This is a genomic window from Kitasatospora sp. NPDC127060 (genome assembly GCF_042724935.1).
Classification (GTDB): domain Bacteria; phylum Actinomycetota; class Actinomycetes; order Streptomycetales; family Streptomycetaceae; genus Kitasatospora.
Genome location: NZ_JBHXEG010000001.1, coordinates 244,150 through 255,783, shown reverse-complemented (window position 1 = coordinate 255,783; position 11,634 = coordinate 244,150). Strand labels below are relative to the sequence as shown.

At 72.0% G+C, this 11,634-nt stretch carries 10 protein-coding genes; 6 read left to right on the top strand and 4 right to left on the bottom strand.

Annotated features, from left to right (window positions below; translation table 11 throughout):
- Window positions 1–39: 39 nt before the first annotated feature.
- From ACFWIS_RS01105 to ACFWIS_RS01095, 3 genes are all read right to left on the bottom strand, one after another.
- Window positions 40–615, bottom strand: a complete 576-nt coding sequence (locus tag ACFWIS_RS01105) for a TerD family protein (RefSeq protein ID WP_380463923.1) — start codon at window positions 613–615, stop codon at window positions 40–42.
- Window positions 616–841: 226 nt separating this feature from the next.
- On the bottom strand, window positions 842–1,300 hold the full coding sequence (locus tag ACFWIS_RS01100) for a peroxiredoxin (protein WP_380463921.1): 459 nt from the start codon (window positions 1,298–1,300) through the stop codon (window positions 842–844).
- Between the two features lie 365 nt (window positions 1,301–1,665).
- Window positions 1,666–2,109 carry a DUF3052 domain-containing protein gene (locus ACFWIS_RS01095; protein WP_380463919.1) on the bottom strand — a complete coding sequence of 148 codons (444 nt, stop codon included), beginning with the start codon at window positions 2,107–2,109 and terminating at the stop codon, window positions 1,666–1,668.
- Between the two features lie 517 nt (window positions 2,110–2,626).
- Between ACFWIS_RS01095 and aceE the strand changes: the two genes are divergently transcribed.
- Together aceE and ACFWIS_RS01085 are read left to right on the top strand one after the other, a co-directional pair.
- A complete protein-coding gene (gene aceE / locus ACFWIS_RS01090) occupies window positions 2,627–5,377 on the top strand; it encodes a pyruvate dehydrogenase (acetyl-transferring), homodimeric type (RefSeq protein ID WP_380463917.1) in 2,751 nt (916 codons plus the stop codon).
- Window positions 5,378–5,437: 60 nt separating this feature from the next.
- Window positions 5,438–5,851 (top strand): nitroreductase/quinone reductase family protein, encoded by a 414-nt coding sequence (locus ACFWIS_RS01085; protein WP_380523438.1) that lies wholly within the window; start codon window positions 5,438–5,440, stop codon window positions 5,849–5,851.
- On the opposite strand, the gene ACFWIS_RS01080 is transcribed toward ACFWIS_RS01085, so the two are convergent.
- On the bottom strand, window positions 5,736–7,337 hold the full coding sequence (locus ACFWIS_RS01080; RefSeq protein WP_380460562.1) for an MFS transporter: 1,602 nt from the start codon (window positions 7,335–7,337) through the stop codon (window positions 5,736–5,738). The genes ACFWIS_RS01085 and ACFWIS_RS01080 overlap by 116 nt on opposite strands.
- Before the next feature lie 215 nt (window positions 7,338–7,552).
- On the opposite strand from ACFWIS_RS01080, the gene ACFWIS_RS01075 reads away from it, so the two are divergent.
- The 4 genes from ACFWIS_RS01075 (at window position 7,553) to ACFWIS_RS01060 (ending at window position 11,610) form a co-directional block, all read left to right on the top strand.
- Complete coding sequence (locus ACFWIS_RS01075; protein WP_380460564.1) at window positions 7,553–8,227, top strand: TetR/AcrR family transcriptional regulator; 675 nt, start codon at window positions 7,553–7,555, stop codon at window positions 8,225–8,227.
- 165 nt (window positions 8,228–8,392) lie between these two features.
- The gene (locus ACFWIS_RS01070) at window positions 8,393–9,697 is read left to right on the top strand and encodes a sensor histidine kinase (RefSeq protein ID WP_380460566.1); all 1,305 of its coding nucleotides are present in this window, start codon (window positions 8,393–8,395) and stop codon (window positions 9,695–9,697) included.
- Window positions 9,694–10,368: a response regulator gene (locus tag ACFWIS_RS01065; protein ID WP_380460568.1), complete on the top strand. Its 675-nt coding sequence runs from the start codon at window positions 9,694–9,696 to the stop codon at window positions 10,366–10,368. The genes ACFWIS_RS01070 and ACFWIS_RS01065 overlap by 4 nt, the downstream gene beginning before the upstream one ends.
- A gap of 120 nt (window positions 10,369–10,488) precedes the next feature.
- Window positions 10,489–11,610 (top strand): alpha/beta hydrolase, encoded by a 1,122-nt coding sequence (locus ACFWIS_RS01060; RefSeq protein ID WP_380460570.1) that lies wholly within the window; start codon window positions 10,489–10,491, stop codon window positions 11,608–11,610.
- The last annotated feature ends 24 nt before the right edge of the window (window positions 11,611–11,634 follow it).

Sequence of the window (11,634 nt, the reverse complement as noted above, 5' to 3'; positions counted from 1 at the left end):
CCGGGAACCGGGCGCAAGTCCCTTGCGCCGCAGGAGGGATCAGACGTTGACGCCGAAGTCCTGGGCGATGCCGCGCAGGCCGGAGGCGTAGCCCTGGCCGATGGCGCGGAACTTCCACTCGGCGCCACTGCGGTACAGCTCGCCGAAGACCATCGCGGTCTCGGTGGAGGCGTCCTCGGAGAGGTCGTAGCGGGCCAGCTCGACGTTGTTCTCCTGGTTCACCACCCGGATGAACGCGTTGCGCACCTGGCCGAAGTTCTGGCCGCGGTTCTCGGCGTCGTAGATCGACACCGGGAAGACGATCTTCTGCACGTCCGCCGGGACGCCGACCAGGTTGACCTTGATCGCCTCGTCGTCGCCCTCGCCCTCGCCGGTCCGGTTGTCGCCGGTGTGCTCGACCGAGCCGTCCGGGCTCTTGAGGTTGTTGAAGAAGACGAAGTTCCCGTCCGAACCGACCTTGCCCTGCTCGTTGCAGAGCAGCGCGCTGGCGTCCAGGTCGAAGTCCGTCCCGGTGGTGGTCCGGACGTCCCAGCCCAGGCCGACCAGGACGGCCTGGAGCCCGGGCGCCTCCTTGGTGAGCGAGACGTTGCCGCCCTTGCTGAGGCTGACTCCCACGTGTCCTCCAAGAATCGGGAGGCACGCCTGGTGCCCCCGGTGGTGCGGTTCGGGGCGTCGCCCGCCGAAACCGGACGTACGCCCCACTCCGCCAACGGCCCGAGCGTAGTACCGGGTTCCCGCACGCACGCCCGAACGGGCGGTGCCGGTGCGTCGCGGTGCGCCCCGCGGGACGGCGCCGGCCCGGCGGGGTTCGCGACGGCTCCGCAGGAGCGCCCCGGGGGCCTCAGAGGCCGGCCAGGACCTTCAGGTACTCCCGCTCGTCCCGGGCGTCCGGGAGGCCGTTGACGACGCTCCAGCGCACCGTGCCGGCCCGGTCGATCACGAACGTGCCGCGCAGCGGGCAGCCCTTCTCCTCGTCCAGGACGCCGTACGCGCGGGCGACCTCGCCGTGCGGCCAGAAGTCGGCCAGCAGCGGGAACTCAAGGCCCTCCCGGTCGGCGAGGACCCGCTGGGAGAACTGCGAGTCGCAGGAGACCCCGAGCACCTGGACGTCGCCGTTCTGCAGCCCGGCCAGTTCGCGCTGGATCGCGCCCAGCTCGCCGGTGCACACGCCGGTGAAGGCGAACGGGTAGAAGACCAGGACGACGTGCTTGCGGCCACGGAACTCGGCCAGCCGGACCGTCTCCCCGTGCTGGGTGCGGAGCTCGAAGTCCGGAGCCGGGGTGCCGACCTCGATGGCCATGTGCGGGACCTTCCTGACGCGGGCGGGCCGGGCGGCGCGCGGCCCGGCAGGCGACATCCTCGCATCCGTTGACCGGCGTTGAGCCGAACGGATGACCCGGCCCGTCGGGCGGGCCACGTCTTCCGCTCTGAGCGAACGCATCGGCGCTCCCGGACCCCGCACCCGACCGCCCGGCGAACCCGCACCAGACCGGCACCGGAACCCCACCGGAACCCCACTGGAAAGCCCCGGCCGCACCCCCGGAAGGCCCCCGGAAGGCCCCCCGCCCCACCCGCGAAAGCGCTTGGACCCGCCCACGAAAAGCGCCGGGCCCCGCCGGAGGGGAATCCCTCCGACGGGGCCCGGCAAGGGGCTCAGGGGCCCGTTCAGCGCTGCTTGGGCTGCTTCGCCGTGGACTTGGTGGCCAGGCGGGTGGCCGCCCAGTCCTTGGCGACCGCGATCGAGCTGGTCTGGGACAGACCGGCGGTGCGGGCCGCGTCCGCGATCTCGGAGGCCTCGATGTGCCCGTCCCGGCCGGTCTTGGGCGTCAGCAGCCAGATCAGACCGCCCTCGGCCAGGTACTCCAGGGCGTCGACGAGGGAGTCGGTGAGATCCCCGTCGTCGTCGCGGTGCCACAGCAGGACGGCGTCAGCGACGTCGTCGTAGTCCTCGTCGACGAGCTCCGTCCCGGTGATCTCCTCGATGCCCTCGCGGAGGTCCTGGTCAGTGTCTTCGTCGTACCCCAGCTCCTGGACGATCTGACCTTCCTCGAAGTTCAGACGGGTCGCCGGGTTGTTGGACTTGTCCGCGGGGTCCGCGGTCGCGCTCACGGGAATAACCTCCAGTATTCGGCCCGGCGTCCATGCCGAGGCTGTTGCCGTAGTCCACACGGGCGCGGCGGTTCGCGCAAGTACCCGACCGCCGATCCCCTCCAAAGGTTGACGTGCCACACCGGAACACGCCGTTCGACGTGTCGGGAATCACACCGATTTGCCCTTCTCTGCGTGGGACAAGGATGCTTCGGGTGGTCCCGGCCCACAGGCCGTACGCGTGCCCGAGATGCGAACGGCATTCGGGGTCCGCGCGTGCGCGGGCGTAGAGTCTCCTGTTGGCCCTCACCCCGGCCGCCCGCCATCGGGTGGACGGGACACCAGGTCGGACCACCTCTTTTCGTAACACCCGGGGGTGTTCGGAGCGGACGAAGAAGCCCGCGACGCGCGCCACCAGACCGTTCCGCCCACCAGGCGGAACGGTTACCGATCGGTAGAGATGACGGATCTCCGAGCGCGGTAGCACGATGGAGGCGGCGCGACACACCTCAGTTTCGACCGACAGTGAAGGAACAGCGTGGCTTCCGGATCCGATCGCAACCCGATCATCATTGGCGGCCTTCCGAGTCAGGTCCCGGACTTCGATCCCGAGGAGACCGCGGAATGGCTGGAGTCGCTCGATGCGGCTATCGACGAGCGGGGGCGTGAGCGTGCCCGTTACCTGATGCTGCGGCTGATCGAGCGCGCCCGCGAGAAGCGTGTCGCCGTGCCCGAGATGCGCAGCACGGACTACGTCAACACCATCGCGACCAAGGACGAGCCGTTCTTCCCCGGCAACGAGGAGATCGAGCGCAAGATCCTCAACGCGACCCGCTGGAACGCGGCCGTCATGGTCTCCCGGGCGCAGCGTCCGGGCATCGGCGTCGGTGGCCACATCGCCACCTTCGCCTCCTCCGCGTCGCTGTACGACGTCGGCTTCAACTACTTCTTCCGCGGCAAGGACGCCGAGGGCGAGTCGGGCGACCAGATCTTCTTCCAGGGTCACGCCTCCCCCGGCATCTACGCCCGCGCCTTCCTGCTGGACCGACTCAACGAGCAGCAGCTCGACGCGTTCCGCCAGGAGAAGTCGAAGGCCCCGTACGGCCTGTCCAGCTACCCGCACCCGCGGCTGATGCCGGACTTCTGGGAGTTCCCGACCGTCTCGATGGGCCTCGGCCCGCTCGGCGCGATCTACCAGGCGCGGATGAACCGCTACCTGGAGCACCGGGGCATCAAGGACACCTCGGACTCGCAGGTCTACGCCTTCCTCGGCGACGGCGAGATGGACGAGCCCGAGTCGCTCGGCCAGCTGTCGCTGGCCGCCCGTGAGGGCCTGGACAACCTGACCTTCGTGGTCAACTGCAACCTGCAGCGCCTGGACGGCCCGGTCCGCGGCAACGGCAAGATCATCCAGGAGCTGGAGTCCCAGTTCCGGGGTGCCGGCTGGAACGTGATCAAGCTCATCTGGGACCGCTCCTGGGACCCGCTGCTCGCGCAGGACCGCGACGGCGTCCTGGTGAACAAGATGAACACCACGCCGGACGGCCAGTTCCAGACCTACGCCACCGAGACCGGCGACTACATCCGCGAGCACTTCTTCGGCGGCGACCTGCGCCTGCGCGCCATGGTCGAGAACATGACCGACCAGCAGATCCAGCACCTGGGTCGCGGCGGCCACGACCACAAGAAGATCTACGCGGCGTTCAAGGCGGCCCGCGAGCACAAGGGCCAGCCGACGGTCATCCTGGCCCAGACGGTCAAGGGCTGGACGCTCGGCCCCAACTTCGAGGGCCGCAACGCCACCCACCAGATGAAGAAGCTGACGGTCGAGGACCTGAAGCGCTTCCGCGACCGGCTGCACCTGCCGATCACCGACAAGCAGCTGGACGAGGGCTACCCGCCCTACTACCACCCGGGCCGCGACTCGGAGGAGATCCAGTACATGCACGACCGCCGCCAGGGCCTCGGCGGCTTCGTGCCCACCCGCAAGGTGCGCCCGCGCCCGCTGGCGCTGCCCGGCGACGACGCGTACAAGGCGGTCAAGAAGGGTTCCGGCAACCAGACCATCGCCACCACCATGGCGTTCGTCCGGGTGCTCAAGGACCTCATGCGGGACAAGGGCATCGGCAACCGCTTCGTGCCGATCGCGCCGGACGAGTACCGCACCTTCGGCATGGACTCGCTGTTCCCGTCGGCGAAGATCTACAACCCGCTGGGCCAGACCTACGAGTCGGTCGACCGCGACCTGCTGCTGGCCTACAAGGAGTCGCCGACCGGCCAGATGCTGCACGACGGCATCTCCGAGGCCGGCTGCACCGCCTCGCTGATCGCCGCCGGTTCGTCCTACGCGACCCACGGCGAGCCGCTGATCCCGGTCTACGTCTTCTACTCGATGTTCGGGTTCCAGCGCACCGGCGACCAGTTCTGGCAGATGGCCGACCAGCTGGCCCGCGGCTTCGTGATCGGCGCCACCGCCGGTCGCACCACGCTGACCGGTGAGGGCCTGCAGCACGCCGACGGCCACTCGCACCTGCTGGCCTCGACCAACCCCGGCGTCGTCGCGTACGACCCGGCGTACGGCTTCGAGATCGCGCACATCGTCCAGGACGGTCTGCGGCGGATGTACGGCTCCAGCGCCGAGCACCCGCACGGCGAGGACGTGTTCTACTACATGACCGTCTACAACGAGCCGATCAAGATGCCGGCCGAGCCCGAGAACGTGGACGTCGAGGGCATCCTCAAGGGTCTGCACAAGTACGCACCGGGCACCGCCGGCCAGATCCCGGCCCAGATCCTCGCCTCCGGCGTGGCCGTGCCGTGGGCCCTGGAGGCCCAGCGCATCCTCGCCGAGGAGTGGAACGTCAAGGCCGACGTCTGGTCCGCGACCTCCTGGAACGAGCTGCGCCGCGACGCGGTGGAGGCCGAGGAGTTCAACCTGCTGCACCCCGAGGAGCAGCAGCGGGTGCCGTACGTCACCCAGAAGCTCCAGGGCGCCGAGGGCCCGATCGTCGCCGTGTCCGACTGGATGCGCGCCGTTCCGGACCAGATCGCCCGCTGGGTGCCGGGCCAGTACCAGTCGCTGGGCGCCGACGGCTTCGGCTTCGCCGACACCCGTGGCGCGGCCCGTCGCTTCTTCCACATCGACGCCCAGTCGGTCGTCCTTGGCGTGCTCACCGAGCTCGCCAAGCAGGGCAAGGTCGACCGTTCGGTGCTGAAGGACGCGATCGACCGCTACCAGCTGCTGGACGTGGCCGCGGCCGACCCGGGCGCCGCCGGCGGCGACGCCTGATCACCCGCTAACGCCTGAAGGGGCCGAACTCCGTGCGGAGTCCGGCCCCTTCGGCGTTCGGTGGTCCTGGCCTCCGACCGCGGCAGCAACACCGACCCGGTCCGGCACCGCGACCTGGTCGCCCACCCCGAGATCACCGTCGAGATCGGCACCGCCCGCCACCCGGCCCCGGCGGCCCCGGTCGACCCGGCCGGGCACGACGCGCTCCGGGCCCGCCAGGTCGCCGCCCAGCCGCAGTTCGCCGGCTACCGGACCGCGGCCCGGACGGTCCCGCTGGTGGCGCTCACCCGGGCCCGAGCGAGGAAGAGGCGGCCCCGGACTCCCCCACGGAGTCCGGGGCCGCCGGTCAGGGGCGGGCTCAGATGTGCACGGCCGGGCCCGCGTCGGTCTCGCCGCGGCGGGTCAGCAGGGCGAGCAGCGCGGCGCCGAAGGCCACCACGGCGGCCACCGCGAAGGCGAGCGACATGCCGCTGACGAAGGACTGGTGCACGGCGCCGGCCATCGCGTCCACCGCCTGCTGCGGGGTGCCGGGCGGGGCCGGCGGGGCGATGCCCAGCTGGGCGGCCTGCTTGAGGCCCTCGGCCTGCGGGCCCTCGACCGGCGGCAGGCCGGCCTTGGCCCAGTTGCCGGGCAGCACGTCGCCGACCTTGGCGGCCATCAGGGCGCCCAGCACGGCGGTGCCGAGGCTGCCGCCGACCTGCATCGCGGCCTGCTGGAGGCCGCCGGCCACGCCGGACAGCTCCAGCGGGGCGTTGCCGACGATGACCTCGGTGGCGCCGACGATGACCGGGCTGATGCCCAGGCCCATCAGGACGAACCAGAGCGACATCACGCCGGTGCCGGAGCCGGTGTCCAGGGTGGACATGCCGAACATCGCGGCGGTGGTGATCAGCATCCCGGCCGTGATCGGGACGCGCGGGCCTAGCTTGCCGATCGCGATGCCCGCCAGCGGCGAGCCGACGATCATCATGCCGGTCATCGGCAGCAGGTGGACGCCGGCGTCGACCGGCTTCATCCCGTGCACGTTCTGCAGGTAGAAGGTCACGAAGAAGATCGCGCCGAAGAACGCGAAGGCCATCAGCACCATCAGCAGCACGCCCGCCGACAGCGGCACCGAGCGGAACAGGCTGAGCGGGATCAACGGCTCCTCCGCCCGGCCCTGCCAGAGCGCGAAGAGCACCATCAGCAGCACCGCGCCGCCCAGGAGCAGCAGCGTCCGGGCGTCGCCCCAGCCCCACTCGGGGGCCTTGATGATGCCGAAGACCAGCGCGAACATTCCGACCGAGAGCAGCGCGATGCCCGGCACGTCGAAGGACTTGGCGGCGTTCTCGGCCCGCACGTCCTTGAGGATCCACAGGCCGAGGGCGACCGCGATCAGGCCGACCGGGATGTTGATGAAGAACACCGACTCCCAGCTGACGTGCTCCACCAGCAGGCCGCCGACGATGGGGCCGGCGGCGGTGGAGGCGCCGATCACCCCGCCCCAGATGCCGATCGCCATGTTGAGCTTCTCGGCCGGGAAGGCCCCGCGCAGCAGGCCAAGCGCGGCCGGCTGCAGCAGCGCGCCGAACAGGCCCTGGAGGACGCGGAAGGCGATCACGGTCTGGATGTTGCCGGCGAAGCCGATCGCGGCCGAGGTGGCGGCGAAACCGACCGCGCCGACCAGGAAGGTGGTCTTGTGGCCGAAGCGGTCACCGATCTTGCCGGCGGTGATCAGGAAGACCGCGAGCGCCAGCAGGTAGCCGCTGGTGACCCACTGGATCTCGGACGGCGCGGCCTTCAGCTTCTCCTGGATCACCGGGTTGGCGATGGCGACGATCGTGCCGTCCAGAGCGACCATCATCACGCCGACCGCGACGGTCAGCAGGGTCAGCCAGGGGTGTCCCTTGAGCCCTCCCCCCGACGGATTCGGCGGTGGCGGTGCGTCCGCCTCGGAGTTCTTGACGACGGACTGACTCATCTGGGCCCTCCGGGGGCGTGACAGAGATCGGAACGTGACGGTGGCGCTGCGCCGACCCACCCGTCCCCACGAGTGCCCGGCCGGCGAGCGCCACTCCGGCAGATTATGTCAGCCACTGACAATCGGCAAACAATGACTTCTGACCTGCACTGACATTTGTCAGGCCGCTAAGGTTGTGCTCCCACCCGCCACACCAGCGCCCGGAAGGCCCCGCCATGGCCGCTCGCACCCCCCGCCCCGCCGCTGCGGACGCCGACCGGGCACCCGGTCTGCGGGAGCGCAAGAAGCAGCAGACCCGGGACGCCCTGGTCCAGGCCGCCCACATGCTCTTCCTCAGCCAGGGCTTCGCCAAGACCACCGTCGACGAGATCGCCTCCGCCGTCGACGTCTCCCAGCGCACCTTCTTCCGCTACTTCGCCAACAAGGACGAGGTCGCCCTCGCCGTGATGGCCGACGCCGAGGACTACTTCATCGAGTGCCTGCGCCACCGCCCCGCCGAGGAGACCCCGCTCCAGGCCCTGCGCGCCTCGATCGTCAAGGCCTGGCGCGACCTCGGCAACGCCCGGACCTCCGGCCCCGGCTCGATCAGCAGCGCCCTGGAACTGCTGCGGATCATCGAGGAGACCCCGCCGCTGCTCGCCGCCCACCTGCGCCGGGTGACCGAGCAGGAGCGGCTGGTGGGCCAGGTGCTCGCCGAACGCGAAGGGATCGACCCGGCCCGGGACCTGCGCCCGGTCGTGCTCGCCGCCGTCTTCGGCAGCCTGCTGCGCTCCGCCCACCTGTCCTGGACCGCCGAACAGGAACCGGCCGGACCCGAGGGCATGGTCGCCGTGATCGAGCGCCACTTCGACCAGCTCGGCCCCGCGCTGGCCGGCCACTGGCAGCCGTAGCGCCTCCCCGCGCCTCCCCGCGCCTCCCCCCGCCTCCCGACAGCGGCACCCGCCCGCCCGGCGCCGCCGTCATACCCGGGTATCACCCCGTACCGCAGTAGCCCCCGGAAGTTCGCGCTCCAGTCCGACGCCCCGCGCGGGCCCGCCCTCCTAGGCTGGCCCGCGATGAAAACGCTCACCGAAGCCGACGCCCGCGGGTTCGCCCTCCGCCAGCTGCGCACCCTGCGGCACCACCTCACCACCCCCAGCGAGGACGACACCCCGCTGCTCGGGAACTCCCGCCGCCGCTGGGTGCGCCGGCTCCCGTACGCCGTCGTGATCATCCTCCAGGCCGCGCTGATCCCGACCGGGATCGCCAACCTGGTCGACTTCTACGGCTTGGTGCTGCCGGTGGCCGCCGCGCTCACCATCGCCCAGACCACGCCGCTGTTCCTCGCCGTCACCCGGCCGCTGGCCGCCTGGTGGATCAGCGCCGTCGCCCTGGTCACCACCGCCGTCATCACCGCCCACCAGCACCAGCTGGCGGGCAGTTGGCCTTGGACGGCGCCGATGATCCTGGCGTACCTCTTCCTGCTGCTCGCCCTCGGACTGCGGGAGAGCCGGGCCACCGTGATCGCGGTCTGGGTCGCCACCGTCCTGCTCACCATCCTCACCGCCACCCTCGGACTGCCCCGGGCCGGCGACGGCACCACCGTGCTGCTGATCGCGCTCAGCGGCGCCGTCCTGCTGCTCGGCTGGGCCGTCCGGGACCGCGCCGTCGCCCGCCGGCTGCTCACCGAGCAGGAGCAGATCAGCGAGGCGGAGCGCGAGCGGCGCACCCTGCTGGAGGAACGCACCCGGATCGCCCGGGAGTTGCACGACGTGGTGGCCCACCACATGTCGGTGATCGCGGTGCAGGCCGCCAGCGCGCCGTACCGGATCGAGGGCGTCCCGGCCGACGCCGCCGAGGAGTTCACCGCGATCGCCGGCACCGCGCGCGAGTCGCTGGCCGAGATGCGCCGGCTGCTCGGGGTGCTGCGCAGCGAGGACACCGGCGGGGAGACCGCCCCGCAGCCGGGAGTAGCCCAACTCGCCCAGCTGGTCGAGACGGTGGGGCGGGCCGGGGTGCCCGCCGAACTGACCGTGGACGAGGGGCTGGCCGACCGGGTGCCGCAGGCCGTCGGCCTCTCCGCCTACCGGATCGTGCAGGAGGCGCTGGCCAACGTGGTCCGGCACGCCCCCGGCGCCCGGGCCTGGGTGTCGCTCTCGGCGGACGGCTCGGAACTACGGCTCACCGTGGTCAACGCGCCCCCGCCGCAGCGCACCGAGTCGCTGGAGGCCGCGGTCGAGGGCACCGGTCACGGCCTGGTCGGAATGCGCGAACGCGTCCGGCTGGTCGATGGCAGGCTGGACACCGGCCCGCTGCCGGACGGCGGCTTCAAGGTGGCCGCCGTCCTGCCGATCGACCCACCCCAGGAGACACCCGCATGACCATCCGCGTGATCATCGTCGACGACCAGGCCATGGTGCGGGCCGGCTTCGCCGCCCTGCTCAACGCCCAGAGCGACATCGACGTGGTGGGGGACGCGGCGGACGGCGCCCAGGCCCTGGAGGTCACCGGCCGCACCCACCCCGACCTGGTGCTGATGGACGTCCGGATGCCCGTCATGGACGGCCTGGAGGCCGCCCGGCGACTGCTCGACCCCGCGGTCCCCGGCGCCCACCGGCCCAAGGTGCTGATGCTCACCACCTTCGACGTCGACGACTACGTGTACGAGGCGCTGCGCGCCGGGGCCAGCGGCTTCCTGCTCAAGGACGCCCCGCCGGCCGACCTGATCGCCGCCGTCCGGGTGGTCGCGGCCGGCGAGGCACTGCTCGCCCCCTCCGTCACCCGGCGGCTGATCGCCGACTTCGCCCGCAACCGGCCCGCCAAGCGCCGCGACCCCAAGCTGCGGCTCAACGGCCTGACCCCGCGCGAGACCGAGGTGCTGGAGCTGATCGCCCGCGGGCTGTCCAACCAGGAGATCGCCGCGCAGCTGGTGCTCGCCGAACAGACCGTCAAGACCCACATCGGGCGCATCCTCGGCAAGCTCGACCTGCGCGACCGCGCCCAGGCGGTGGTGCTGGCCTACGAGTCCGGTCTGGTGACGCCAGGTCAGTGACGTTCCGAGTACTACCTGGGTAGCACCCTGGAGTTGGCCCCGCGGAGTGACGTCCGCGGGGCCGTCGCATTCCTACCTTCCTCCTCGTCGGAAGCCGAACGGACGAGGGAGAACACGGACATGCGCAGGTTCCGGACCAAGCGGGCGCTCGCCGCCACCGCGGTGGCCCTGGCGGTGGTGCTCGGCGCGGGCGGCTGGGCCGCCGACACCCAGACCGCCCTCACCGGCCCGCCGCCGGACAGCGCCGGCTGGACCGCCGACACCGCACTCGGCCTCCGACCGCCCGACCCGGCCACCAGCACGCCCGCCCAGGTCGCCGCCTTCTTCGCCGATTTGACGCCGGCCCAGCAGGACGCGCTGGCCGCCCGGCACCCCCTGGTGGTCGGCAACCTGGACGGCGCCCCGGTCCAACTCCGCTACCGCGCCAACACCCTGGCCCTCACCGCCGAACGCGACCGGGAACTCGCCCGGGCCATCGACCCGGCCCTCACCCCCCAGGACCACCGGGCCGCCCGCACCCGCGCCGAGCGCTACCGCACCCTGCTGGACGGCGGCCGGCAGATCCTCGCCTTCGACCCGCGCGGCCGCGGCCAGGTCGCCGAGGTGTTCGGTGACCTGGCCACCGCCCCGCGCACCGCCGTGGTCGTCCCCGGCTCCGACATCGACCTGCTCACCTTCGACCGCGCCACCGAGCCGTACGGCACCCCCGCCGGCATGGCCCGCGCCCTCCACCAGGCCACCGACGGACGCACCGCCGTGATCGCCTGGGCCGGCTACACCACCCCGCTCGGCCTCGGCGTCGACGCCGCCACCGAGGACCTCGCCCGGGCCGGCGCCACCCGCCTCGACCGGCTGCTCGACGGACTCGCCGTCAGCACCCGCCCCGAGGCCCCGGCCACCGTGTTCTGCCACAGCTACGGCTCGGTGGTCTGCGGCCTGGCCCGCCCCACCCCCGCCCGGGCCTCCGGCCTGGTGGTGCTCGGCTCGCCCGGCATGGGCGTCGACTCGGCCGCGGACCTCGACCCGGGCGTCCCGCTCTGGGCCACCACCCGCAACGACTCGGACTGGATCGGCGACGTGCCCAACGTGCGGTTCCTCGGCCTCGGCCACGGCGCCGACCCGACCGCCCCCGGCTTCGGCGCCCGCCCGCTGCCCTCCACCGGATCCCACGGCCACACCGGCTACTTCGCCCCCGGCACCGCCTCGCTCGCCGCCTACGCCGCCATCGCGCTCGGCCGCTGAAGCCCCCTACTGGAAGGAGCACCG